At 63.4% G+C, this 24,444-nt stretch carries 22 protein-coding genes; 17 read left to right on the top strand and 5 right to left on the bottom strand.

Annotated features, from left to right (window positions below):
- The 4 genes from FJ867_RS19350 to FJ867_RS19335 form a co-directional block, all read right to left on the bottom strand.
- On the bottom strand, positions 1-956 hold a 956-nt coding region (locus FJ867_RS19350), incomplete at its 3' end, for a DHA2 family efflux MFS transporter permease subunit (RefSeq protein ID WP_140781851.1).
- Positions 953-2,119 (bottom strand): HlyD family secretion protein, encoded by a 1,167-nt coding sequence (locus FJ867_RS19345; protein WP_140556194.1) that lies wholly within the window; start codon positions 2,117-2,119, stop codon positions 953-955. The genes FJ867_RS19345 and FJ867_RS19350, both read right to left, overlap by 4 nt.
- Before the next feature lie 115 nt (positions 2,120-2,234).
- Positions 2,235-2,387 carry a peptide ABC transporter permease gene (locus FJ867_RS19340; protein ID WP_140496137.1) on the bottom strand — a complete coding sequence of 51 codons (153 nt, stop codon included), beginning with the start codon at positions 2,385-2,387 and terminating at the stop codon, positions 2,235-2,237.
- A 151-nt stretch (positions 2,388-2,538) separates the two neighbouring features.
- Complete coding sequence (locus FJ867_RS19335; RefSeq protein WP_140818233.1) at positions 2,539-5,007, bottom strand: membrane-bound PQQ-dependent dehydrogenase, glucose/quinate/shikimate family; 2,469 nt, start codon at positions 5,005-5,007, stop codon at positions 2,539-2,541.
- Between the two features lie 195 nt (positions 5,008-5,202).
- On the opposite strand from FJ867_RS19335, the gene FJ867_RS19330 reads away from it, so the two are divergent.
- The 12 genes from FJ867_RS19330 to FJ867_RS19275 are packed head-to-tail and all read left to right on the top strand — an operon-like array spanning position 5,203 to position 17,104.
- Complete coding sequence (locus FJ867_RS19330) at positions 5,203-5,859, top strand: cytochrome c3 family protein (protein WP_140522240.1); 657 nt, start codon at positions 5,203-5,205, stop codon at positions 5,857-5,859.
- Positions 5,843-8,818, top strand: a complete 2,976-nt coding sequence (locus tag FJ867_RS19325) for a TAT-variant-translocated molybdopterin oxidoreductase (protein ID WP_140818231.1) — start codon at positions 5,843-5,845, stop codon at positions 8,816-8,818. The genes FJ867_RS19330 and FJ867_RS19325 overlap by 17 nt, the downstream gene beginning before the upstream one ends.
- Positions 8,811-10,184 (top strand): NrfD/PsrC family molybdoenzyme membrane anchor subunit, encoded by a 1,374-nt coding sequence (gene nrfD, locus FJ867_RS19320; protein WP_140522236.1) that lies wholly within the window; start codon positions 8,811-8,813, stop codon positions 10,182-10,184. The genes FJ867_RS19325 and nrfD overlap by 8 nt, the downstream gene beginning before the upstream one ends.
- On the top strand, positions 10,181-10,708 hold the full coding sequence (locus FJ867_RS19315) for a DUF3341 domain-containing protein (RefSeq protein WP_140556189.1): 528 nt from the start codon (positions 10,181-10,183) through the stop codon (positions 10,706-10,708). Before nrfD ends, FJ867_RS19315 begins: the two co-directional genes overlap by 4 nt.
- Positions 10,705-11,241, top strand: a complete 537-nt coding sequence (locus FJ867_RS19310) for a cytochrome c (protein ID WP_140556188.1) — start codon at positions 10,705-10,707, stop codon at positions 11,239-11,241. The genes FJ867_RS19315 and FJ867_RS19310 overlap by 4 nt, the downstream gene beginning before the upstream one ends.
- Complete coding sequence (locus tag FJ867_RS19305) at positions 11,238-12,368, top strand: hypothetical protein (RefSeq protein WP_140582241.1); 1,131 nt, start codon at positions 11,238-11,240, stop codon at positions 12,366-12,368. The genes FJ867_RS19310 and FJ867_RS19305 overlap by 4 nt, the downstream gene beginning before the upstream one ends.
- Positions 12,361-12,861 carry a hypothetical protein gene (locus tag FJ867_RS19300; RefSeq protein ID WP_140522231.1) on the top strand — a complete coding sequence of 167 codons (501 nt, stop codon included), beginning with the start codon at positions 12,361-12,363 and terminating at the stop codon, positions 12,859-12,861. The genes FJ867_RS19305 and FJ867_RS19300 overlap by 8 nt, the downstream gene beginning before the upstream one ends.
- Positions 12,858-13,610 (top strand): SCO family protein, encoded by a 753-nt coding sequence (locus FJ867_RS19295; protein WP_140818229.1) that lies wholly within the window; start codon positions 12,858-12,860, stop codon positions 13,608-13,610. The genes FJ867_RS19300 and FJ867_RS19295 overlap by 4 nt, the downstream gene beginning before the upstream one ends.
- Entirely contained in the window at positions 13,607-14,566 is a 960-nt protein-coding gene (coxB, locus tag FJ867_RS19290) for a cytochrome c oxidase subunit II (protein WP_140522227.1), read from the top strand. The genes FJ867_RS19295 and coxB overlap by 4 nt, the downstream gene beginning before the upstream one ends.
- On the top strand, positions 14,563-16,206 hold the full coding sequence (ctaD, locus tag FJ867_RS19285) for a cytochrome c oxidase subunit I (RefSeq protein ID WP_140518010.1): 1,644 nt from the start codon (positions 14,563-14,565) through the stop codon (positions 16,204-16,206). The genes coxB and ctaD overlap by 4 nt, the downstream gene beginning before the upstream one ends.
- Positions 16,203-16,844, top strand: a complete 642-nt coding sequence (locus FJ867_RS19280) for a cytochrome c oxidase subunit 3 (protein WP_140496125.1) — start codon at positions 16,203-16,205, stop codon at positions 16,842-16,844. Before ctaD ends, FJ867_RS19280 begins: the two co-directional genes overlap by 4 nt.
- A gap of 5 nt (positions 16,845-16,849) precedes the next feature.
- On the top strand, positions 16,850-17,104 hold the full coding sequence (locus FJ867_RS19275; protein ID WP_140522223.1) for a cytochrome C oxidase subunit IV family protein: 255 nt from the start codon (positions 16,850-16,852) through the stop codon (positions 17,102-17,104).
- Positions 17,105-17,132: 28 nt separating this feature from the next.
- Here FJ867_RS19275 and FJ867_RS19270 read toward each other — a convergent pair whose 3' ends face one another.
- Entirely contained in the window at positions 17,133-17,570 is a 438-nt protein-coding gene (locus tag FJ867_RS19270; protein WP_140496123.1) for a GFA family protein, read from the bottom strand.
- A 642-nt stretch (positions 17,571-18,212) separates the two neighbouring features.
- On the opposite strand from FJ867_RS19270, the gene FJ867_RS19260 reads away from it, so the two are divergent.
- From FJ867_RS19260 to hisD, 5 genes are all read left to right on the top strand, one after another.
- On the top strand, positions 18,213-19,748 hold the full coding sequence (locus FJ867_RS19260; RefSeq protein WP_140496121.1) for a sugar ABC transporter ATP-binding protein: 1,536 nt from the start codon (positions 18,213-18,215) through the stop codon (positions 19,746-19,748).
- On the top strand, positions 19,745-20,737 hold the full coding sequence (locus FJ867_RS19255; protein WP_140518011.1) for an ABC transporter permease: 993 nt from the start codon (positions 19,745-19,747) through the stop codon (positions 20,735-20,737). The genes FJ867_RS19260 and FJ867_RS19255 overlap by 4 nt, the downstream gene beginning before the upstream one ends.
- Positions 20,734-21,762, top strand: coding sequence for an ABC transporter permease (locus FJ867_RS19250; RefSeq protein WP_181168393.1), 1,029 nt, complete (start codon positions 20,734-20,736; stop codon positions 21,760-21,762). The genes FJ867_RS19255 and FJ867_RS19250 overlap by 4 nt, the downstream gene beginning before the upstream one ends.
- Before the next feature lie 102 nt (positions 21,763-21,864).
- Complete coding sequence (locus FJ867_RS19245) at positions 21,865-23,085, top strand: sugar ABC transporter substrate-binding protein (RefSeq protein ID WP_224618028.1); 1,221 nt, start codon at positions 21,865-21,867, stop codon at positions 23,083-23,085.
- Positions 23,086-23,150: 65 nt separating this feature from the next.
- The gene (gene hisD, locus FJ867_RS19240; RefSeq protein WP_140518013.1) at positions 23,151-24,440 is read left to right on the top strand and encodes a histidinol dehydrogenase; all 1,290 of its coding nucleotides are present in this window, start codon (positions 23,151-23,153) and stop codon (positions 24,438-24,440) included.
- Positions 24,441-24,444 lie beyond the last annotated feature (4 nt).

Below are 24,444 nucleotides of genomic sequence, written 5' to 3'. Positions count from 1 at the left end.
GTGTAGTCGAAGGTGGTCTGCTGGAGCTGCGGCAATATCTGCGTGGTGCTGAACAGCACCGCGCCGACCGCCATCATCACCAGGAAAGATGTGCCGAACTGGCGGGTGAAAACCAGCCGCATGTCGACGATCGGATCGCGATGGCGAAACTCCCAGGGGATCAGGAAAAGGAACGAGACGGCCGAGATCACGGCGAACGTCGTGATGAAGCCCGACGCAAACCAGTCGTTGCGCTGGCCCTCGTCAAGGAAGATCTCAAGGGATCCGAGCGCCAGCACGACGAAGATGAAGCCGACCCAGTCGATCTTGAGGCCATCCTTCAGCCTCTCTTGGCGCTCGCGCTCCAGCACGTCTGGTTCGACCAGCAGCCATTGCACAAGGGCCAACGACATGATGCCGAAGGGCACGTTGATGAAGAAGATCCAGTGCCAGGAGAAATGGTCGGTCAGCCAGCCGCCGATGGTCGGCCCGACCGTCGGTGCAACGATGACGGCGATGCCGTAGAGCGCGAAGGCCTGCGAGCGTTTTTCGGGCGGGAAAGTATCGGCGAGGATCGACTGCTCGCTGGGTGCCATCCCACCGCCGCCCAGTCCCTGAAGGATGCGAAACAGGATCAGCATTTCCAGGTTCGGCGCGAGGCCGCAGAGCAGCGACGCGAGCGTGAAGGTAGCCACGCAGATCATGTAGTAGCGTTTGCGGCCGATCACGCCGGCGAGCCAGCCGCTGATCGGGATGATGACGGAATTGGCGACCAGATAGGTGGTGATGATCCAGGTGCTTTCGTCCATTCCGGCCGCGAGGCTGCCGGCTATGTTGCGCAGCGCCACATTGGCAATGGACGTATCGAGCACCAGCATGAAGGTGGCGATGGAGACGACGATGGCGATAAGCCAGGGATTGCGCCCGCCCGCGGCGGACCGGCTTTCGCCGGCTTGCGCGGTCGCCTGGCCGGTCATCGCACCTTGACCGTCGGCACGACGGACATGCCGGGCCCGAGCAGCAGGCCGGTCTTCTTGTCGAAGACGATCTTCACGGGCACGCGCTGCACCACCTTGACGAAATTGCCGGTCGCGTTCTCCGCGGGCAGCAGGCTGAAAGCGGTTCCGCTGCCGGCCTGGATGCTGTCGACGTGGCCCCTGAAGGTCTGCTCCGGGTAGGCGTCGATATCGATCTCGACGGGCTGGCCAGGCCGCATAAGGTCGAGTTGTGTTTCCTTGAAGTTGGCCTTCACCCACACGTCCTCGGGCACGAACATCATCAGCACTTGCCCCGGTTGGGCATATGCGCCCACGGCGGCGGATATGTTCGTCGCCCGTCCGGCCACCGGAGCGGTGATCGAGGTGCGGGAAAGCGCGGTGCGGGCCTGCTCTTCGCTGGCATGGGCCTGGTCGAGTTTTGCCGCCACGCTTTTGCGCTGGGCCTCGAGGACGGCGACTTGTCTCTGGGCCGCCACGACGTTCGCCTGCGAGCTGTCGAGCGTCGCCTGGGCCTGGCGAAGCGTCGAGGCAGCCTGTTGCGCCTGCTGCAGCGTTCCGGTTCCCTTGGCAAGCAATTCGCTGTTGCGCTGATTTTCGGCTTTCGCGAAATCAAGCGCTGCCCGGCCTTGCGACACCTGCTTCTGGGCTTGGTCCACCTTGGCCTGCTGCGCTTCGATCTGGGCTGCGATGTCAGCGGTTTCGGCGTCGGCCTGCGCCACCTGCGCCTGAACCTGCTTGAGGGATGCCTGATAATCCCTGTCATCGATGCGCAGCAGGACATCGCCGGCCTTTACGCTCTGATTGTCGGTCACCGCCACATCGGTGATGCGGCCGGCGATTTCGGCACCTATGGTTACGGTACGGGCGTCGATGAAGGCATCGTCGGTCCATTCATACTGTCGCGCCTGGAGCCACCAGATTATCGCTGCGGCCGATGCCAGCAGCAGAACAAGGATGACCGCCGCGGTGACGTAGGGGTGCCGCCTGAGCGAGCCGAACAGGCCCTCTTTGTTCCCGGCGGAAGCATCGAGGTCCTGTTTCGGTTGTGGGCGCGACGAGGCGCGCTTCGGTCGTGCATCGGGGCGACGTTTTGTTTGAGGTCTTTCGTCGACCGGTGCGACGTCTGGAGAGTTCGTGTCCACGTTAGCGGTCCGCGGTAGGGTTGGTGCGGCAAAAGCCGCGTACTGGAAGGACGTAAATCAACGGACCCGCGTCCGAAAAAGTTCCTGTCAGATTGAGGGTTTGTGGCCGGCCGCGCTAGGCGAAGTGCAGCAGCATCATCACCAGCACGATGCCGACAAGTCCCGCAATGAAGATGATACGGCGCGTTCGCGTTCGCAGGATAATCTCGCCTTGCCGCGCATCCTCTGCGGAAAAAACAGGCCCCTCCTTGTCGGGATCGTTGCTCATGAGCTGCTCCTTCCGACGAATTTGGAGTGTCTCAGGCAGCTAAACCTGCTCATCCCGGCAAGGTTCCCCAGAAATCACGGGGGCTGACGGCCGGGGTCACGCTTTGCCAGCCGACAAGCGCAAGCCAGTCCGGGCCACGCCGGGCGCGCCATCAGTCGGCCGGCAACGCATAGGCGATCACGTCGTCGCCGACCTTCGTCTCCATGAAATGATGACCGCCGGGCGCGATGACGACATATTGCCGGCCGCCGACCTCATAGGTCATCGGGGTGGTCTGGCCGCCAGCGGGCAGATCCGTCTGCCAGACCACCTTGCCGGTCTTGATGTCGATGGCGCGCAGCTTGTCGTCCGTCGCCGCTGCGATGAAGATCAGGCCGCCGGCGGTCACGAGCGGCCCGCCATTGTTTGGCGTGCCGATATCCAGCGGCAGCATGGACGGGATGCGCCAGGGGCCATTCTCGACCGCCTCGCCGAGCGGCTTGTCCCAGAGCGTCTTGCCTGTCTTCAACTCGATGGCACGGATATGGCCGTAAGGCGGCTCGGAACAAAGCAGCCCCGTCGAGAGGCGCCAGCCCGCGTTGACGGCAATGGCGTACGGCGAACCCATCTGCGGGTCACCCATGTCCTTGGCCCTTTTCGAAGCGCCGCCCTGTTCGATCGACCTGAAGCCTATCTGGTCCGCCTTTTGGCGCGGTATCAACTGATCATAGTTGGGCATGTCGTTGTAATTGGCGACCAGGATGCCGGCGTCGGTGTCGACGGCAACGCTTCCCCAGTCGGAGCCGCCATTGTAGCCGGGATATTCGATGAAAGGCTTGTCCACCGTGGGGGGCGTATATTCGCCCTGGTAGGAAGCCTGCCGGAACTGGATGCGGCAGTAGAGCTGGTCGAGCGGACTCATGCCCCACATATCCTTCTCGGTCAGCACAGGCTGGTCGAGATGGGCATAGCCGGAATAAGGCTGCGTCCTGGACAATTTCTCTGGTTCGACGCCGCCCGACGGCACCGGCCGTTCTTCGACCGGGAACAGCGATTTTCCGGTCTTGCGGTCGAGCACGTAGATCTGGCCCTGCTTGCTGGGCACGATAATTGCGGGAACCTTTCCATTAACTGACGGAAAATCGACGAGCGTCGGCTGCGAACCGAGGTCATAGTCCCAAAGGTCATGATGAACGGTCTGAAAATGCCAGACCGGCTTGCCCGTCGTGACATCGATGGCGACGATTGAGGAATTGTATTGGTTTTCGAAGTCCTTGCGATCGACGCCGTAATAGTCGACGGCGGCGTTGCCGAGCGGCAGGAAGACATAGCCGAGCTGCGGATCGGCGGCGGCCACGGTCCACATGTTCGGCGTGCCGCGCGTGTAGGTATCGCCCTGGGGCGGTGCGCCCGTGCGGTCCGGATGGCCCATGTCCCAAGCCCAGACCAGTCTCCCCGACATCACGTCATAGCCGCGCACGACGCCTGACGGCGCATCCTCGGCCTGGCCGTCCTGCACCTGGGCGCCAAGCACGGCAATGCCGCGCACGACGGTCGGAGGCGCCGTCACCGAATACCAGCCGGGCACGGTCTTGCCGAGCCCCTGGGTGAGATCGACAACGCCCTGCTGGCCGAAATCGCCACATGCCTTCCCGGTCCTGGCGTCGATGGCAATCAGCCTTGCATCGAGCGTGCCCCACAGGATGCGTGTTGCGCATGGTCGATCGGCGCTTGCGCCTGGAACGGCGTAGTAGGCGACGCCCCGGCAACTGGCGCCGTATGGGATGGCGGCGTCGGATACCTTCGGATCATAGCGCCACTCCTCCTTGCCGGTTGCCGCGTTGGCCGAGATGACGATGCCCTTGGCCGAACATGCAAACAGGTGCCCGTCCACTTCGAGGGGGGTGTTTTCCGGGGAGTATTTGTCGGTCGCCGCCTTGCTTGGCATATCGCCCGTGTGGAAATCCCAAACTTTGGTCAGCTTCGCGACGTTGTCGGCGGTGATCTGTTTGAGGGGAGAATAGCGGGTGGCAAGTTCCGAGCCGCCATAGACGGGCCAATTCGGTCCAGCCTGGTGTATCGCGACATTGGGCTGAGGGCTGACCGGAGACTGACCAGATGCGCTTCCTGCGGCGGGTGGCGTGACCGGGGCAACCGGGGATGCCTCCTGGGATTGTGCCGAGGGCGTGAAATGCTGAAGCCCGATCGCGCAGCCGACAATGAAAAGGGCAGCGGATGCGGCCGCGCAGCCGCGGTCGCGAACCCGTTTCGCGTGCCCGGCGCGAAAGGCAGGCAAGGTCAACAGAACGAAGATCAGGATGACCGTCGGCGCGAGCACCCGGGGCATCAACCCCCAGCCGTCCATGCCAACTTCCCAATAAGCCCAGGCGAGCGTCGCGATCCAGGTCAGGACGTAGAGCCAGACTCCGGCGGCATTGCCGCTCAAAAGCAAAACACCCGCCGCCAGGAGAGCCACTCCGGTGGGCAAATAGTACCAGGAGCCGCCCAGCGCGACGAGCCAGGCGCCGCCTGCGCCGATCAGCAGACCAAGTATTGCCAGCAGCACACCCACGAACATAGTCCACCAGAAGGCGACGCCGGAGCGACGCCTGTCCGCGAGATTCGGATTGGCAGAAGTCATGACAGCATTTCCATTACGACAGGCTCATGATTGTTTCGAACGCTGGCCGTCCCGCATGGTTGCGATCGGCCGCGGTTTTCGAGGGTGCTCCCAACTCACCATTTTGTGAGCATTCCGCGCCGACGGAACCTTTGTCGCTTTGCCGCCGTTAGGCGCTCGATCCAAAAGCTTGTTCCAAGCGAAAAATCGGCGAGGATGCCGCAGGTCTTTTCCAGCAACGCCAATGGGATTGCCCGCTTCTTTCTGTGGGGTGTTTGCTGTTTCGCGCTTCTGGCGGCCGTCGGCGGCACGGCGTTTTTGCGTTCAGGGTTCGTTACCGGCGTGGGGCAACCGGTGGCCCAGGCCGTTCCGTTCAGCCACAAGCATCATGTCGGCGATATCGGACTGGACTGTCGTTATTGCCACAACGGGGTCGAGACATCAGCCTCGGCGGGGCTGCCGGCGACAGAAGTGTGCATGACCTGTCATTCGCAGCTCTTCACCAATGCCGAGATGTTGGCGCCGGTGCGCGCAAGTCTCGCCTCGGGACAGCCGCTGCAATGGCAGCGGGTCAATTCGGTGCCGGATTTCGTTTACTTCAACCACTCCATCCATATCGCCAAGGGCATCGCCTGCGAGACCTGCCATGGCGCGGTCGACGAGATGCCGCTGACGCGACGGGCGCATTCATTGTCGATGGAATGGTGCCTTGGCTGCCACCGCGACCCCGGTCCCAACCTTCGCCCGCCGCAAGCCGTTTTCCTGATGCACTGGAAGCCGCCTAACGACATCGAGCAGATCCGGCGTTCCCTGATCAGCGTGCTCGACATTCATCCCGAGACCATGACGGATTGCTATGTCTGCCACCGTTGACCGAAATCCGGCTTTCGATCTTGCGGCATTGCGGCTCGCCGCGGCGGGGCGCGAGCCATGGCGAAGCATGGGCGAACTGGCTGACACGGCGGAGTTCCAGCGCTTTGTGGAGGCGGAATTCCCCGCGATGGCCGATCGCCTTCAGCCTGGCTTCGACCGGCGCACCGTCCTGAAACTGATGGGTGCATCGCTGTCGCTGGCCGGGCTGGCCGCCTGCAGCGAGGCCGAGAGCATCGTGCCTTATGTCCGCCAGCCGGAGAACATCATTCCCGGCCGGCCGCTCTACTACGCGACAGCCCTCTCCAGCGACGGCTACGGCATCGGAGCCGTGATCGAGAGCCATGAGGGCCGGCCGACAAAGGTCGAGGGCAACCCGGATCATCCGGCATCGCGCGGCGCCACCGATGCCGTCATGCAGGCGGCGGTGTTGTCGCTGTTCGATCCCGAGCGATCTCGCACGCCGCTCAAGCTGGGCGAGCCCGCAAGTTACGATGAGTTCCTGAAAGATATCGCCGAACTGGCTGGTGGATTCCTCGCTTCAGGCGGGCAAGGGCTGGCATTGCTGCTCGAGGCGACGACATCGCCGACGACGAAGGCGCAGATCGCGGCGCTGAGGGTGCGCTATCCCAGACTTCGCGTCTTCCGCCACGATCCGCTTGCGGCCAATTCCGGTGAACAGGCAACGGGTACATTGTTCGGCAGGCCGTTGACGGCGATCTACCGTTTCGACCGCGCCGATGTGATCGTCAGCCTGGATGCCGATTTCCTGGGCGATGGTCCGGGGCGCCTGGCCTATGCTCGTGATTTCGCGCAGCGGCGGCGGGTGCGCAAATCTACGGACACGATGAGCCGCCTCTATGTCGTCGAGACGACTCCCACCATCACGGGTGCTGCCGCCGACCATCGCCGAGCTATCAGGCCAAGCGCCGTCGCAAGCGTTGCGGCGGCGATCAAGGCCGCCCTCGATGGCGACAATGCCGCGGCCGGCTTGTCGCCGCTCGGTCCGGAATGGACAAACGCGCTTGCCGACGATCTGCGCGGCGCCGGCCGCAATGCGCTTGTGGTGGCCGGAGCGCACCAGGCACCGTCCGTGCATGCCTTGGCCCTAGCGATGAATGCCAGGCTTGGTGCCCTTGGCAACACGCTGCAATTGATCGAGCCGCCTGATGCCATGCCGGTGGATGGCGATCTTGCAACGCTCTGCGGGGCCATCACGGATGGTTCGATCGACAAGACCGTCGTGCTCGGCGCCAATCCCTTGCACACGGCGCCATCGGACATCGATGCACGGAAGGCTTTTTCGAGCCTGAAGCTTCTTGTCCACTGGGGACTCTACCGCGATGAGACGGCGTTTCTGGCTCGCTGGCATATCCCAGCCGCGCACGAGTTGGAGAGCTGGAGCGATATCCGGGCCTATGACGGTACGGTTTCGATCGTGCAGCCGCTCATAGAGCCTCTGTTCGGTGGCAAGAGCCTGCATCAGTTGCTTGCCGCGCTGGGCGGTGAATTCGGCGCCAATGCGCAAGCACCGGTGCGCCGGACGTGGGCCGCCATGGACGAGGTGGCCTGGCGCAAGGCGCTGCGCGACGGCATCGTGCCGAACACTGCTGCTGGTCCCGCTGCCGTTTCGGCACCGCCGGATAGCGATGGCTCGGCACCCAATGCCGCCACCAAAGGGTTGGAGGTTCGGTTCGTCGCCGATCCCTGGCTTCGCGACGGCCGCCACGCCAATTCATCCTGGCTTCAGGAATTGCCCCGGCCGTTAAGCAAGCTCGTCTGGGGCAATGCGGCGCTGGTCTCGCCAGCCACCGCGCAGCGCCTGAGGCTCGAAAACGGGCAGGTGGTCAACCTGGCGCGGGACGGCAGGACGCTGGACGCACCCGTCTGGATCACGCCGGGACAGCCTGACGACACAGTGACGCTGTCGCTCGGTTTTGGACGCAAGGCCGGCTCGGTAGCGGCACTCGCAGGCGGCTACGATGCCTTCGCGATCCGGACCAGCGATGCGCCATGGTTTGCCGACGATGTCGTCCTGAGCCCGCGCGGCGGTTCGGCGCGTGTAGTCACGACCCAGCATCATCAAGCGATGGAGGGCAGGGCGATCATCCGCCATGCTTCGCTCGATGCGTTCAGGGCAAATCCCCATTTCGTGCGCGACCACGCGCCCCCAGCGCCCATGGAATCGCTCTACCCCGACTGGAGCTACGACCAGGAAGCCTGGGGCATGTCGATAGACCTGTCGGCCTGCATCGGCTGCATGGCCTGCGTGTCGGCCTGTCAGGCTGAGAACAACATCGCAACGGTGGGGCCGGACGAGGCGGCACTCGGACACGAAATGCACTGGCTGCGCGTCGACCGCTACTATGCGGGCGGGCTCGACGATCCGGACATGTTCTTCCAGCCAGTGCCGTGCATGCATTGCGAGAAGGCCCCCTGCGAGGTCGTCTGTCCGGTCAATGCGACCATCCATACGCATGACGGTCTGAACGCGCAGGTCTACAACCGCTGCATCGGCACGCGCTACTGTTCGCAGAACTGTCCCTACAAGGTGCGGCGGTTCAATTTCCTGGAGTACCAGGAGTTCGACAATGACAGCGCGGGACCGGAGCAGGCCGTCCACAATCCCGATGTCACCGTGCGTTCGCGCGGCGTTATGGAAAAATGCAGCTACTGCGTACAGCGCATTTCGCAAAAACGGATCCGCGCCCAGATCGAGAACCGGGAGATCGAGGACGGTGAGATCGTCACCGCCTGCCAGCAGGCGTGCCCGACAAAAGCTATCACCTTCGGCGATCTCAACAGGAAGGATTCGCAGGTCGTCCAGGAAAAGGCCTCGCCACACAATTACGCGCTGCTCGAAGAACTGAACACAAGACCGCGCACCACCTATCTGGGCAAGGTCAGCAACCCTAACGACAGGCTCGCCGCGACATCCGGCTCGGAGGGCGGCGATGGCTGACGTGGCCGCCCGCAGGACGAGCAAAGGCGTGACACCTGTGCTGCGCGGGCGTCACGATTTTCCAGAGATCAGCGGCCGTATCAGCGCGGTGGTCCTGCAAGGGAAGTTGCCGCGGTTCTTCTGGTCGGCGTTCTTCGTCTGCTTCGCCTTCGTATTGCTGTTCCTCTATTCCATCACCTACCTGGTCTCGGTCGGCGTTGGCGCCTATGGGGTCAACATTCCCGTGGTCTGGGGCACGATGATCTCGAGTTTCGTGTGGTGGATCGGCATTGGCCATGCCGGTACGCTGATCTCGGCGGTGCTGCTGCTGCTGCGCCAGCCCTGGCGCGCCTCGATCAACCGCTTCGCCGAGGCGATGACGCTGTTTGCCGTGGCGATGGCCGGCCTCTACCCTATCCTGCATCTTGGCCGGCCGTGGTTCTTCTATTGGCTCCTGCCCCTGCCCAACACCCACATGCATTGGCCACAATGGCGCAGCCCGCTGGTCTGGGACTTCGCCGCAATTTCCACCTACGCCACCGTCTCGCTGCTGTTCTGGTACACGGGATTGCTGCCTGATCTCGGCGTGCTGCGCGACCGGGCGAAGTCGCGTGGCGGGCAACTTTTCTACGGCGTCCTCGCGCTTGGCTGGCGCGGCTCGGCCTATCATTGGGCGCGATACCGAACGGTCTATTTCCTGATGGCGGCACTCGCAACACCGCTGGTCGTTTCGGTTCATTCGATCGTCGCTCTCGATTTCACCTTCGCCATCACGCCGGGCTTCCATTCGACGATCTTTCCGCCCTATTTCGTCGCCGGCGCGCTCCTTTCCGGCTTCGCCATGGTGCTGACCATAGCCATTCCCTTGCGCTGGGCATTCGCTGTGGAAGACCTGATCACGCCGCGCCACATGGACAACGCCGCCAAACTGATGATCGCGGCCGGCATGGTCGTCATTTACGGCTATGCATCGGAAGCGTTCTTCTCCTGGTATTCGGGTGAGCCTTACGAGCGCGCGATGATGGTCCAGCGCGCCGTCGGCCCTTATGCGCCGCTGTTCTGGACCATGCTCTTCTGCAATTGCGCGGTGCTGCAACTGCTTTGGTTTCGCCGTGTGCGATCCAATATGCCGCTGCTGTTTTCGATCGCTCTGGTCATCAACATCGGCATGTGGCTCGAACGCTACATCATCGTGGTGACCGGCCCGAGCCGCGACTACCTGCCGTCGTCCTGGGGCGAGCAGTCGCTGACCTGGCTCGATTTCGGCATCCTGTTCGGATCGATCGGCACCTTCTTCGCGCTGGTCTTCCTGTTTATCCGCATCCTGCCGGCGATAACCATCTTCGAGGTCGAGGAACTGGCCGAGCAGAAAGGCGGCGCGGCATGAGCGTCCATGGCGTCATCGCGGCTTTCGCCGATCCGGATGCGCTGACCAGGGCGGCGCAAGCGATGCGCGACAAGGGCTACCGGCATATGGATGCGTTCTCGCCGTTCGAGGTGCATGGCCTGATAGACATATTGGGCATGCGAAAAACACGGTTGCCCTGGGTCATGCTGGCGGGTGGCGTCGCCGGCGGCGTGCTGGTCTATGCATTGATCCTTTATTCCGTCGAGGTCGACTATCCGGTCAATGTCGGCGGCCGGCCGCTGCATTCCTGGCCGCCGTTCACGGTCATCGCCTTCGAAGCCGCGATCCTGGCCAGCGTGTTTGCCGGCTTCTTCGGCATGCTGGCCGAGAACCGGCTGCCGCAATATTATCACCCCGTCTTCAACGCCGAGAGCTTCACCTACGCGAGCGGCGGCAAGTTCTACCTGCTGATCGAGGCCACCGACCCGAAATACCGCAAGGGCGTCACCAAGGGGCAACTGACACGGCTTGGCGCCGAGACGGTCGAAGAGGTGGCGATATGAACCCGCGGCTGCTTTTGCCGGTTTGCCTGCTCCTCGGCGCCTGCAAGCAGGACATGGCCGACCAGCCTCGCTACGATCCGCTCGAAAACAGCAGAGAGTTCGCCGACGGCATGTCGGCAAGGACACCGGTCGAAGGCACGGTGACGCGTGACGCCGACCTGGCGGCGACGCCGGACAAATTCCCGTACCCGATCACCATGGCACTGCTTCAGCGTGGGCAGCAGCGCTTCGACATATTCTGCTCTCCCTGCCACGGCCGCACCGGCGACGGGCACGGGATGGTGGTCAGGCGTGGTTTCCCGCCGCCTCCGACCTACCATCAAGATGCGCTGCGCAAGGCGCCGGACCGGCATTTCTACGACGTCATCACCGACGGTTACGGTGCAATGTATCCCTATGCCGCGCGTGTCGAGCCGCGGGACCGCTGGGCGATCGTGGCCTATATCCGGGCGCTGCAATATTCGCGTCATGCTGCGGCCGGCACGCTGCCCGAATCTCTTCGCGCGAAACTCGATGCCGAGGCGGCACGATGAAGCGCGCCGCCCGGCTCGACGGCCATCTCGTCCTGCTGCTCGCAGCGGCCGCCGCGGGGCTCTGTCTGTGCGCGGCCGGGCTGCTCGTCGCCGCGCGCGCGACACTGGCCGGCTGGCTGACGATGGCGGTGTTCCTGCTCGGATTGCCGCTCGGCGCAATGACCCTGGTCATGGTGCACGGGCTGACCGGCGGGCGCTGGGGCGACGCGTTGCGGCCGCCGCTGCGCGCGGCCGTCGCGACCTTGCCTGTCGCGCTGCTGTTGATGCTGCCGGTGCTTGCGCGGCTCGATCTGGTCTTTCCCTGGGCAGGGGCCGACCCGGCGCTGACGGAAGCGGTGCGCCAGAAAATGACCTATCTCAACGTGCCATTCTTCGTCGTTCGTTTCATCGTCTATGCTGTCGTCTGGCTGGCGCTGGCCTGGCTTGTACTTGGCTGGACGGCGCCCGGTTCGGCCGCAAGCAGGACCGGCGGCGGCTACGCCATCGGGCTCGTCGCGCACGGCTTTGCCGTGACGGTGTTTGCCATCGATTGGATGATGTCGATAGAGCCGGATTTTTCCTCCACCATCTATGCGATGCTCGAAGCGGCGGCCGAGGTCGTCGGCGTGTGCGGGCTGGCGCTGGCGGTGCTCTCGGCCGGCCGTGCGATCGAGTCGGCGCCGGGTGGCGAGGAGGACGTGGCGCTCGGCGAAGACCTCGCCAACATGATGTTCGGCTTCATGCTCATCTGGGCCTATCTGGCATTCATGCAGTGGCTGGTCGTCTGGGGCGGCGACCTGCCCGACGAAATCCATTGGTATGTCATCCGTGGTCGAAATGGCTGGCAGTATCTGCTTTGGCTGCTGATCGCGCTGCAATTTGCCTTGCCCTTCGCCGGTTTCCTGAACCGCTCCGTCAAGCGCAGCCGCGTTGGCCTGATAGGGCTCGGCGCGTTCCTGCTGGCCGGACATTTCGCCGATGTCGCCTGGCGCGTCCGGCCGGCTTTGTCCGCCCTCGGTGCAGGAGTGTCGTGGCCGGACCTCGCGGCAATGGTCGGCGCGGGCGGCATCTGGTTCGGGTGCTTCGTCTATATCTGGACCAGGCCTGATCGCATCGTCGTCTGGCGCGGGAGGCTGGCCCGTGGCTAAGGTCGTGCGTCATCCCGAAACACGCGATGTCTGGCCGAGGGCGCTCGTGCTCATTGGCCTCGGCCTGCTTGTCTTCCTGGCGCTCGCCGCGCTTGGGCTGAGACTGATTTTCGATACGGCCCCGTTCTGGCCACTTGCGGGCACGCAGATGAACGGCAGCGCCGCAGGTCCCGCCTTGCAGGATTTCCCCGGGGCCGATCTTGCCGCGTTCCGTCAGCAGGAAGATCGTGAACTCGGCATGCTTGCATGGGTAGACCGCAATGGTGGCATCGCGCGCATTCCGATCGACGACGCCATGAAGCTGATCGCCGCGCAGGGACTGCCAGAGGCGGTAACGCCCGCTGCGGCCGGTGAGGACTGCGCCTTGCTCGAAGGCCAGGTTCCGCGCGCGCCGCAGGCCGGCATTTGCCGCGCCCGAGCGGACGCGGCGCAGCCAAACGCCGGGGCGCCGCAGCAGGGCCAGGCCGCACCGGCCATGGGGGCGAGGCCATGAGGCGTTTGGTCCTGCCGCTCGTGCTCCTGGCTGCAATGACCGCCAGCGTGCGCGCGCGGCCGGTTTTCGAACCGCAGATCGGCGCGCAGGTCAGCCTCGACACAGTCTTCCGCGAGGCTTCGGGCGGACGGCAGACGCTTTCCGGCATTCTCGGCGGGCGGCCGGCGCTGCTCATCTTCGGTTACGACAAATGCCCCAACCTCTGCGGCGTGACCCAGCAGGCGGTTGCCTCGGATCTGAACAAGACCGGCCTCGATCCCGCGACCTACCACGCTCTCTTCGTCTCGATAGATGCTTCCGAGACCGTCGCGGATGCGGCGTCCATCCAAGCCGAAGTCGGGCGGTCCGCCGGTCAGGCAGGGTTGTCCGCGTGGCGCTTCTTGACCAGCGAGGATGGCGCTGGCGCCGCCCTTGCCGCGGAGGCCGGCATCACATTCGACCGGCGCGACCGGATCTCGCAATATGTCCACCCGATCGCGGTCATCGCGCTGACGCCGCAAGGCCGCATCGCGCAAGTACTTCCGGCGCTGAGTTTCGAGCCGCGCGATCTCAGGCTTGCCCTGGTCGAGGCGTCGGCCGGGCGGCTTGGATCCATCGCCGATCACGTCTTTCTGCTGTGTGCCGGCTTCGATGCATCAAAGGGCCAGTACACGCCAGCGGTCTGGGCAGTCGTGAAGGTGACTGGCATGGCGACGCTGCTTGGCCTTGGCGCCACCATCCTCGTTCTGTCGCGAAGGAGGCCGATTTGACGTTCGGCATCCCTTTTACGCCGCCGCAGGCCTCCTCGATTGCCGGCAGTGTCGACGCCCTGTTCTACGTGCTGCTTGCCTTCACCGTCGCGCTGGGCGTCTTCCTGACCAGCCTGGTCGTTTTCTACGCCGTCAAATATCGCGCCGGCTCCAAGGTGGAGCGAACGGGGGAGCGTGCGCGCAGCACGCCGCTCGAGGTGACCTGGACAGTCGCCAGCCTGCTGATCGCTTTCACCATCTTCGGATGGGGAGCCGTGCTGTTCCTGCGCCGCGAACACCCGCCCCTTGACGCACTCGAGATCGCCGGCCTTGGTAAGCAATGGATGTGGGAGTTCCGTCATCCTGGCGGCCAGCGTGAAATCAACGAACTGCATGTGCCGGTCGGCGAGGCGGTGATCGTGTCGCTGGCATCGCAGGACGTGATCCACTCATTCTTCGTACCTGCCTTCCGGGTCAAGCAGGACGCGGTGCCGGGGCGCACCACGCATGTCTGGTTCATCGCCAGCGAGCCCGGGCGGTATCATTTGTTCTGCGCGCAATATTGCGGCACCCAGCATTCGGAGATGGGCGGCTGGGTGACCGTGATGCCGCCGCAAGAATATGCGGCGTGGCTGGGCAAGCAGGGCCAGGGTGAAACGCTTGCGGCCGACGGCGAAAAACTCTTCCGCGCGCTCGGCTGCTCCGGCTGCCACGGCAATTCCACCAAGGTGAGGGCGCCGGATCTGGCTGGGGTCTTCGGACGGCCGGTGGCCCTGGACAATCAACAGACCGTCATTGCCGACGACCGCTATTTGCGCGATTCCATCCTCAATCCGAAGAAGGAGATCGCCGCCGGGTATGAACCCGTGATGCCGAGCTTTGACGGCCTTGTCGACGAGCAGGAGCTACAGATGCTGCTGGCGTATCTCAAATCCCTGTCGCCGCGAGCAACCAGGGAAAGCGGGGCGACCCAATGAGCAGGCAAGCCTTGGCGCCTTCGAGCTATCTGCATGGGGAGGCCGGACCTGCCGCCTGGCTCTTGACCACCGACCACAAGCGCGTCGCCTGGCTCTACCTGATGTCGCTGACGGCGTTCTTTTTTCTTGGCGGTGCTTTTGCCGTGATGATCCGGATCGAACTCGCGTCGCCTGCGGGCGATCTGGTGTCGGACGATGTCTATAACAGGCTGTTTTCCCTGCATGGCATCATCATGGTGTGGTTCTTCCTGGTGCCGTCGATCCCCGCGACGCTCGGCAATTTCCTGCTGCCGCTGATGATCGGCGCGCGCGATCTCGCTTTTCCGCGGCTCAATCTCGCCAGCTGGTACGTGTTCATCTTCGGCAGCGCCTTTGCCCTGGCCGCGGTGCTCGCCGGCGGTGTCGACACGGGTTGGACCTTCTACACGCCGCTCTCGACGCTCTATGCCAACGGCTTCGTTTCGATGGCCGCGCTGGGTGTCTTCATCGTCGGCTTCTCGACGATCATGACCGGCATCAACTTCATCGTCACCGTCCACACGTTACGCGCGCCGGGGCTGACCTGGTTCAGACTGCCGATCTTCGTCTGGACGATGTATGCGACCGCGCTGGTCATGGTGCTGGCGACACCGGTGCTGGCCGCCTCGCTGATCCTGATCGTGCTGGAGCGTGCCTTCGGTATCGGCATCTTCAATCCCGCTCTGGGCGGCGACCCGCTGCTGTTCCAGCATCTGTTCTGGTTCTACTCACATCCCGCGGTCTACATCATGATCCTGCCCGGCATGGGCGTGGTTTCCGAAGTGCTGCCCTGCTTCAGCAAGCGCCCGCTGTTCGGCTACAAGGCGGTGGCGATGTCTTCGATGGCGATTGCCGTGTTCGGCTTCCTGGTCTGGGGTCACCATATGTTCGTATCAGGCCAGTCGGCCTATGCCGGCATCGTGTTCTCGTTCCTGTCGTTCTGCGTCGCGATCCCCTCGGCGATAAAGGTGTTCAACTGGACGCTGACGCTGCGCAAGGGCGAAATCACTTTCGAGACGCCCATGCTTTATGCGCTGTTTTTCCTGGCGCTGTTCACTTTCGGGGGGCTGGCCGGCCTGTTCCTGGCCGCTCTCGCCGTCGACGTCCACGTTCATGACACCTATTTCGTCGTGGCGCATTTCCACTACATCATGGTCGGCGGCATGGTGACGGCCTACATGGCGGGGTTGCATTTCTGGTGGCCGAAGATCACCGGCCGCGTCTATTCCGAAACCTGGGGCCGTATCGCCGCGACCGTGACCTTCCTCGGCTTCAACCTGACTTTCTTCCCGCAATTCGTGCTCGGTTTTCTCGGCATGCCGCGGCGCTATCACACCTATCCGCCGGAGTTTCAGTTCTGGCACGTATTGTCCTCGGCCGGCGCGGTCGTTCTGGCCGTCGGCTATCTTATGCCGCTGCTCTATCTCGGCTGGTCGCTGTTTCGCGGGACGCGGGCGCCGGCCAACCCGTGGGGCGCGACCGGCCTTGAATGGCAGACGGCTTCGCCGCCGCCCCCGCATAATTTCGACACCATGCCCGTGGTCAGGCGGCCGGCCTATGATTATGCCATGAAAGGCCTGAGGCACGAGACGTTCAGCCCGCACAGGGACGAAGCCTCATGAGCGGGCCGACCGAAAGCATTGCCTTCGATACACGGGCCCGCGAGAAGGCGGCCGATGCGTTCGGCATGTGGATTTTCATCGGCTCCGAGGCGATGCTGTTCGGCGCGATCGTGCTGGTGTTCCTCTACGCCCGATTGAGCTATGGCGCGGCATTCGCCGCGGCGTCGCAACATCTGTCATTGCCGCTCGGCACGCTGAATACGGCGGTTCTGATCACCAGCAGCTTCGCGATGGCGCTTGCCCATATGTTCACGGCTGCCCGGCGTTGGCGGCCCGCCTTCTGGGCCTTGATGTCCACGAGCCTGCTTGGCTGCATCTTTCTGGTGATCAAGGCCGTCGAATACAGCAAGGAATTCAGCGAGGGCCTGGCGCCGGTGCTCGGCGCGTCGTTCCGCTTCGCAGGCCCAGATCCGGCCCATGCCGAATTCTTCTTCGCGCTCTATTTCGCCATGACATCGCTGCACGCGCTGCATCTGATAGGCGGCATCGCGGTGATTGCCGGCATGCTGTTGCTCTGGCCGAGGACCGCGCAGGCGAGCCGGGCGCGCCGCGTGCAGGCGATCGGACTCTACTGGCATTTCGTCGACATCGTCTGGGTGTTCCTGTTCCCGGTCCTCTATCTGATCAACCGGGCCTGATGACGATGAGCGACCTCGCCAAGCTCACATTCGCCTATCTCGCGCTGCTCGCCTTGCTGGCGCTTACCGTCGGCTCTTCGTTTGTCGACCTCGGTGGGTTCAATTCCGCGATCAACCTTGCCGCGGCGGCTGCCAAGACAGTGGTGATCGCGCTGCTGTTCATGCATCTGGCGGGCGAGGGCATCCTCCCCAGGCTCGCGGTCGCGGCGGTGGGCCTGTGGCTGGCCATTCTCTTTGGCCTGACCCTGATCGGGCAATAGCCTGCGGGGCCTAGTGTGGCGCGCGTCATCAACGGTCACGCGGATTGCCCAAGGCTGGATCGCGGCGCCTCGTGTAGCCGTCGACGCGCGGCAAGCCGTCGGCCATTTCGATGAATGGCAGGCGCATATCCCAATAGGCCTGTGCCTGTGGCGGAAACCGCTCCGGAGCGTCCATGAAGCCGATCGAGACATAGAGTTCGTCACGCAGGCCTTCGTCGGCGTAGAAGATCGAGGTACCGCAATCGGCGCAGAAGGAGCGGACGACCCCCTTCGTCTTCGAAAAGGTCTTCGGCTTCCCGGCGGTCAGCTCGACCTGGTGCGGACGATAGCCGATCCAGATGGTCATAGGTCCGCCGATCGCCCGCCGGCAATCGTCGTCATGGTCGAAGCAGGTCCAGAAGGGCTCTCCTTCCATCACCGCCGTGACGGCACCGCAGAAACAATGTCCGCGCTCGATGCGAGCCATGTTGCTGCCCGTTGTCAGAGACTGTCGGTCGTCAGGACGGCGCTTCCGCTGCGGTCGAGCATGAATTTTCTCCGAAGCTGTTGGGGGATCTGATCCTGCGGGGTCAACGCAGCGCCGCCAAATTGGTTTCCGGCCATAGGAGCGGCGGCGGATTCAAATCTGCGCTTCCGGCCTAGCCGCTGGAACCTGCCGGTCGAACCCAGGTTAATGACTGTGCCAAAGGAGGACCGGCCATGACTGGAAGCGAAAATCGCCGCGAGACTGGTGCCACCAAATATCCGGCCAGGAGCGACGGCGATCCCGCCGATTCATTCTCCCAGGACGCCGCAGGCAACAAGCCGCCGGCGTCCGGGCAAGGCCTGACGCGCCCTTCAGGCGAGGTGAATGAGAAAACGCATCAGTCCGAGGGGCAGAATCCATCCCGGCGGGCGCCCCCCGACCAGCCGCCCAGAAAAGGCGCCGGCTCAGCCACTTCTGAGCACTCAAAAGACGGCCAAGTGCCGCCCGGAGGCCGGGAGCCTGGTGCGTTCGACAAGAAATGAACGATTCACAATTGACAAGCCGGCGGTGCTTGTGGATTAGTGAGAACGTTCTCAGAGAACGTTCTCACCGCTGCGGCGGACTTACCTTTTGGGAGGAGGTATGGGTACCGACGAGATCCGGCTGGCTGTTCGCATCGCGAATATTGCAAAATCCTACGGACCCACAGTCGCACTCGATTCCGTCTCCATTGATCTGCGGCCAGGGGAAGTCCATGCGCTGTTGGGCGAGAACGGCGCCGGCAAATCGACGCTCGTGAAAATCCTCAGCGGCGTCGTGACGCCTGACGGCGGATCCATGTCGATCTTCGGCAAGCCTTATGCGCCGCGTGGCATCATCGATGCGCGGGCGCAGGGCGTGGCGACGGCCTTTCAGGAACTCAGCCTGCTGCCGAATCTCAGCATCGCCGAGAATCTCGTGCTGCCGAAAATGCCGAAGGGAAAGCTAGGTCTCGTCTCGCGCCGCACCGCCACGGCATCAGCTGGCAAGGTTCTTAACGACTACGCTCTCTCCCACTTTGATCCTGACACGCCCGTCGGCGTGCTTTCGCTTTCGGATCGTCAGCGGCTTGAGATCGTGCGCGCCTTCACCCATGCCTCGAAGCTCTTGATCCTCGATGAGCCGACGGCCGCGCTGGCGGACGTCGAATGGCTGTTTGAGCTCGTGCGCCGGCAGAAGAACCTGCAGACCGCCATCCTCTACATTTCCCACCGCCTCGGCGAGGTGCGCACCCTGTGTTCGCGCGCCACCATCCTGCGCAATGGCCGCAGCATCGGCACCGTCGAGTTGTCCGGCGCTTCGGACGCGAACATTTTCGAGATGATGGTCGGCCGAAGCGCGCGTGAGACGACCGCCTCGCAGCCTTTGGTCGCCGACACCGCGCCCGTCGCGCTCAGCGTTCGGGGCCTCTCCGGCGGCATTTTGCGCGACGTGTCGTTTGATGTCAGGCGAGGTGAGATCGTCGGCATCGCCGCGCTCGAGGGGCAGGGCCAGCGCGACCTGTTCAGGACGATGATCGGCCTCTCCAAGGCGAAAAGCGGCGGCATCGAGATCGACGGCGTGCCCGCCCAGATCGCTAGCCCGGGCGCCGCGCTCCATTTCGGCAACGGCCTTGCCTACCTGCCGGAGGACCGCAAGTCGGAAGGGATTTTCGCCGGCCTCAGCACCGCCAGCAACATGGTGTTGCCTATCATTTCGCGTATCGCGCAGGGTGGCGTCGTCTGGCCGGCCAGCGAGCGTCGCATTGCGAAAAAAACCGCTGAGGCGGTCGAACTGCAGGAGCGCTATCTGCAGTTCAAGATCGATGAGCTTTCCGGTGGCAACCAGCAGAAGGCGCTTCTGGCGCGCGTCATGATGACGGGTGCGCGCACTCTACTGCTTTTCGATCCGACGCGTGGAGTCGATGTCGGAACCAAGCAGTCGATCTACGAGGCGATCCGGAAGTTCGCTGCCGATGGCGGCTCGGTGCTCTTTTACTCGTCCGAACTGCCGGAACTCGTCCATCTCGCGCATCGCTGCATGGTGCTCTATGGCGGCCGCGTCTTCGCCGAATATCAGGGCGATGCCATCGATGAGCCGACTATCGTCGGCGCGCTGATCGGCCACGCTGCGGGCGCGGTGAATGGAGTGGCCGCATGACCGCGGTCCAGGCAAATCCCGCGCCCCGCCGCTCCGCGTTATGGAGGGCTGTCATCAGCGGCACCGGCATCGTGGCGATGATCTATGTCCTGCTTTATGCGCTCTACGCGTTCTGGCAACCGGATGCGCTTTCGGTCTACACCTTCACCGATCTCGTCAACAACTCGACGCCATTGGCGCTCGCGGCAGCGGGCGAGACGCTGGTCGTCATCAGCCGCGGCTTCGACTTGTCCGTCGCAGGCGTCGTCTCGCTGACCAATGTGCTGATGGCGGTCTATCCGTTCGATGGTCCGGGCGGTGCGCTGGCCAGCCTCCTGATGTGCTGTGCGATCGGCGGTGCCGTCGGGGCAATCAACGGCATTCTCGTGGCCAGGCTTGGGCTGCAGACCATCGCGGCGACGCTCGGCACGATGATCGTCTGCCAGGGGCTTGCGCTGGTTATCCTGGACGCGCCTGGCGGTATGGTTGCCGACTTCGTCACCTACACGCTGACCGACACCCTGTTCGGTATCATCCCGATCGCCGGGCTGTTTCTGGTTGCCACCATCGCGCTTTGGCTTGCCTTCCGGCGGACCAATACCGGGATCGGCCTCTATGCGATCGGCGCCGACGAGCAGTCGGCTCGCTTCTCCGGCGTGCCCGTCGCAGGGGTACGCATCACGGCCTTTGTCGGCGCCGGCATCCTCTACGGCGTCGCCGGCTTCATGCTGAGCGCCCAGACGGCGACAGGAAATCCGACAGCCGGCACGCCATTCCTGATGCTCACCTTTGCCGCGGTGGCGCTCGGCGGCACGCCGTTGAGCGGCGGCCGAGGCAGCCTCGTTGGCTCGATCCTCGGCGCCGGTACGCTGATGCTTTTGCAGAAGGTGCTTTTCTCGGGTGGGGTCTCGTCCTTCTACACCGGCATATTCCAAGGTTTCGTGCTGGTGCTTGCGATCGTGTTCGGCAGCGCCGTGGCGCGCCTGCTCAAGAAGGAAGAGATCCGGTGAACGCGCATAAGGACGTCGCAACGCGTTTCGAGGCCAATTCCGACCGGCGCGGCAGGCAAAGGCTCGACCGGGAGGTGGTGAATACGTTTGTGGTGTTTGGGCTGAGTGTCGTGCTTGTGGTGTGCTCGCGCTTCATCAGTCCGGCGCTGGGTTCCTGGGATCAGGTGCTGACGGTTCTTATCCTCGCGTCCTTCCTGATCGTTTTGTCGTTCGGGCAAGGGCTCGTCATCCTGATCGGCGGGCTCGACCTATCGGTCCCCGCCCTCATCACGCTCGGCGGCGTGTTGACGACGACTTGGATTGGTAGCGGCAACGCCGGCATCTGGTACATGCTGCCGGCCATTCTGGTCATTTGCGCGCTGGTCGGCACGATCAGCGGACTGGGAATTGTCTGGCTGAAGGTTCCTCCCTTCATCATGACCATGGCGACCTCGATCGTCGTGGCTTCGGTGGCGCTGGGCTATACCAGCGGGACGCCGCGCGGCGGTTCCCCGTCCGTCTTGCTATGGCTGATGAAGGAATGGTTCCTCGGCGTGCCGCTGGTCATCTACTTCACCGTCGTTTTCATCCTGTTCGGCTGGTTCTTGCAGAACTTCACTGCGCTCGGCCGCCGGCTCTACGCCCTTGGCACCAACAGGAACGCCGCCCTTATCGCCGGCGTCGCTGTCAATCGGCTCGAGCTCGCCCCCTATGCGATCAGTGCCACCTGCGCAGGGTTCGTCGGCATGATGCTGGTGGGCTATTCGAACGGGGCGACGCTGAGGATGGGTGACAGCTACATGCTGCCTTCCATCGCTGCCGTCGTGGTCGGCGGCTCCTCGATCCTCGGCGGCAGCGGAACTTTCATCGGGACGGTCGGCGGCGCAATTCTTCTGACGACGCTTGGCACCGTTATCTCCGCCATCGGCCTCAACGAAGGATGGCGCACCGTCATAGAGGGCGCAATCATTGTCGCCGCCCTGCTGGTGCTGCGCGGTGAATTCCTGGCCGATCTCGGAAATCGAATGCTGACGCGGAGGAAGTGACCATGCCTGTGCGTGAAATGCGTTTGTCCAATTGTGAGAACGTTCTCACAAGCTCTGGTCCGGCACCTGCAAGGGCCAAATTCCAACGGGAGGTTGATCGAAATGAGGCTGTTAAAAAGACTGGGACTGGCCGCGTCGCTGACGCTTGCCACCGCCATGGGCGTTGGGATGGTTGTCGACCATGCCCAAGCGCAGGACAAGAAGTTCAAGATATATCTGTCGCTGAGCTACAGCGGCAATTCGTGGCAGTCGGAGGCTGCGAACATCGTCAAGGCGTTGGCGCAGACGCCGCCCTACGACAAGACGGTGGAGCTGAAGGAAGTCATCTCGGGAACCGACCCCCAGGCTCAGATCTCGGCCTATGAAAGCATGATACAGGCTGGCGCCGACGGCATCATCAGCTTCCCGATCTCGTCGACGGCGCTGAACCGCACGGTCCATCGCGGCTGCCAGAAGGGCGTGCTCTTCTTCATGTACGACGCCACGGTGACCGAGCCTTGCGCCTACAATGTCAGCTATATCACCGCAGGCTTCGGCGAGAACACCGCCCAGGCCTTGGTCAATATCCTGGGAGGCAAGGGCAAGATCTTCCTGAGCCGTGGCGTCCCGGGCAACTCGGTGGATAAGCGCCACACCGACGGCGCGATGCACATTTTCAACCAGTATCCCGGCATCAAGGTCGTCGCGGAATACTACTCCTACTGGGATGACCGCACCACACAGCAGGAGACGGCCAAGGCTCTCGCTGCGCATCCCGATGTTGACGGCATCTGGGCTCAGGCAGGCGAATATGGCGCCGTTCAAGCGCTGCTCGACAAGGGCAACAAACTGGTTCCGATGACCGGCGAGAACTCGGACGGTTTTCGTCTCGGACTGGCAGACCCGAAGATGCAAGGCATGGGTCTCAAGGGTGTGTCCGCCGGTTCGCCGCCTGCTACGTCAGGCTATGCCTTCAAGCTGATGATGGAGATCCTGACCAAGAAGCGCGACCTGAAGCCGATGAACATCGAGTACCCGCTGCCTTGGGTGCCAGCGGATCAAGTAAAACCCTGCAAAGGCGATACCTTCGCCGACGGGTGCAATGTTTTCCCGTCCGACAAGGTCCCGAGTTCCTTCGTCACCGAGGTCTTCAATCCCGATTTGCTGCCGGAACTGTCGCTGCAGTCGGCGCTCGAGGGCAAGCCAACACCAGGAGCGACCATTCAGGCATTGCCCGCGGACGTGAAGCAGGCGCCCGATGCCCCTGGCATCAACTGCTCATCGTGCAAGGCTCCGGCCGACGAATACAAGCTCACCAAGATCGAGCCGACGGTAAAACCCTGACGATCAGCAATGCAACAGGTGGACGGCATCCTGCCGCCCACCTGACTCAACATAAGGATGAGAATATGCCGACTTTTCTGAAACGGGGCAGGGATCCCGAAGCTGTCGCCCAGAGCGATGCGGCCGTCCGGACGACCGTCGAGACGATCCTTGCCGACATAGAAAAGCGAGGCGATACCGCTGTCCGGGAGTTGTCGGAGCGTTTCGACAAATGGTCGCCGCCAAGCTTCCGGCTCAGCGACAGCGAGATCGAGCAGGCGATGTCCAAGGTGTCGGCAAGCGACATCGAGGATATTCGCTTCGCCCAGGCCCAGGTTCGCAATTTCGCCGAGAAGCAGCGCGCCTGCCTCCAGGACCTCGAAGTGGAAACGCTTCCCGGCGTTGTCCTCGGCCACAAGAACATTCCCGTGGAAACAGTCGGCTGCTACGTGCCGGGCGGGAAATACCCGATGGTCGCCTCCGCGCATATGAGCGTGGTGACGGCCAAGGTCGCCGGGGTGAAGAAGATCATCGCCTGCGCGCCGCCGTTCCAGGGCGGTCCGCATCCGGCTATCGTGGCCGCGATGCACATGGCCGGCGCGGACGAGATCTACGTTCTGGGCGGTGTGCAGGCCGTCGGCGCCATGGCGCTCGGAACCGAAACCATCGGGCGCGTCGACATGCTCGTCGGTCCTGGCAATGCCTTCGTCGCTGAAGCCAAGCGGCAATTGTACGGCCGTATCGGCATCGACCTGTTCGCCGGCCCGACCGAGACGCTGGTCATTGCCGACGACAGTGTCGACGGCGAGATCTGCGCGACCGATCTGCTCGGCCAGGCCGAGCATGGTCCGACCAGTCCCGCCGTGCTTTTGACAAATTCGGAGAGGCTCGCGCGCGACACCCTGGCCGAGATCGAGCGGCAGCTGAAGATCCTGCCGACCGCCGAGATCGCCGCCAAGGCATGGGCGGACTATGGCGAAGTGATCGTCTGCGCTTCCTACGAGGAAATGGTCGCGGAGGCCGACCGGATCGCATCCGAGCACGTCCAGGTCATGACGCGCGATCCGGACTACTTCCTCGACAACATGCGCAATTACGGCGCTCTGTTTCTGGGAGCGCGTACGAATGTTGCCTATGGCGACAAGGTCATCGGCACCAACCATACGCTGCCGACCAAGAAGGCGGCCCGTTACACAGGCGGTTTGTGGGTTGGCAAGTTCATCAAGACCTGCACCTATCAGCGCGTTCTGACCGACGAAGCGAGCGCCATGATAGGCGAGTACTGTTCGCGCCTGTGTGTCCTCGAGGGATTCTATGGGCATGCCGAGCAGGCCAACATCCGGGTCCGCCGCTATGGAGGTCGCAACCAGGCCTAAGCCA

Origin of the sequence: Mesorhizobium sp. B2-5-3, assembly GCF_006441005.1 — a bacterium.
Classification (GTDB): Bacteria; Pseudomonadota; Alphaproteobacteria; order Rhizobiales; family Rhizobiaceae; genus Mesorhizobium.
This window is presented reverse-complemented; position numbering and strand designations above follow the sequence as displayed.

Bases quoted from the DNA above. Each gene is read 5' to 3' on its own strand.
- FJ867_RS19280 (WP_140496125.1), top strand. From the start codon at position 16,203: ATGAGCGGGCCGACCGAAAGCATTGCCTTCGATACACGGGCCCGCGAG.
- FJ867_RS19340 (WP_140496137.1), bottom strand. From the start codon at position 2,387: ATGAGCAACGATCCCGACAAGGAGGGGCCTGTTTTTTCCGCAGAGGAT.
- FJ867_RS19245 (WP_224618028.1), top strand. From the start codon at position 21,865: ATGAGGCTGTTAAAAAGACTGGGACTGGCCGCGTCGCTGACGCTTGCC.
- FJ867_RS19295 (WP_140818229.1), top strand. From the start codon at position 12,858: ATGAGGCGTTTGGTCCTGCCGCTCGTGCTCCTGGCTGCAATGACCGCC.
- hisD (WP_140518013.1), top strand. From the start codon at position 23,151: ATGCCGACTTTTCTGAAACGGGGCAGGGATCCCGAAGCTGTCGCCCAG.
- FJ867_RS19255 (WP_140518011.1), top strand. From the start codon at position 19,745: ATGACCGCGGTCCAGGCAAATCCCGCGCCCCGCCGCTCCGCGTTATGG.
- FJ867_RS19315 (WP_140556189.1), top strand. From the start codon at position 10,181: ATGAGCGTCCATGGCGTCATCGCGGCTTTCGCCGATCCGGATGCGCTG.
- FJ867_RS19305 (WP_140582241.1), top strand. From the start codon at position 11,238: ATGAAGCGCGCCGCCCGGCTCGACGGCCATCTCGTCCTGCTGCTCGCA.
- ctaD (WP_140518010.1), top strand. From the start codon at position 14,563: ATGAGCAGGCAAGCCTTGGCGCCTTCGAGCTATCTGCATGGGGAGGCC.
- FJ867_RS19310 (WP_140556188.1), top strand. From the start codon at position 10,705: ATGAACCCGCGGCTGCTTTTGCCGGTTTGCCTGCTCCTCGGCGCCTGC.
- nrfD (WP_140522236.1), top strand. From the start codon at position 8,811: ATGGCTGACGTGGCCGCCCGCAGGACGAGCAAAGGCGTGACACCTGTG.
- FJ867_RS19330 (WP_140522240.1), top strand. From the start codon at position 5,203: ATGCCGCAGGTCTTTTCCAGCAACGCCAATGGGATTGCCCGCTTCTTT.
- FJ867_RS19270 (WP_140496123.1), bottom strand. From the start codon at position 17,570: ATGGCTCGCATCGAGCGCGGACATTGTTTCTGCGGTGCCGTCACGGCG.
- FJ867_RS19275 (WP_140522223.1), top strand. From the start codon at position 16,850: ATGAGCGACCTCGCCAAGCTCACATTCGCCTATCTCGCGCTGCTCGCC.
- FJ867_RS19335 (WP_140818233.1), bottom strand. From the start codon at position 5,007: ATGACTTCTGCCAATCCGAATCTCGCGGACAGGCGTCGCTCCGGCGTC.
- FJ867_RS19260 (WP_140496121.1), top strand. From the start codon at position 18,213: ATGGGTACCGACGAGATCCGGCTGGCTGTTCGCATCGCGAATATTGCA.
- FJ867_RS19325 (WP_140818231.1), top strand. From the start codon at position 5,843: ATGTCTGCCACCGTTGACCGAAATCCGGCTTTCGATCTTGCGGCATTG.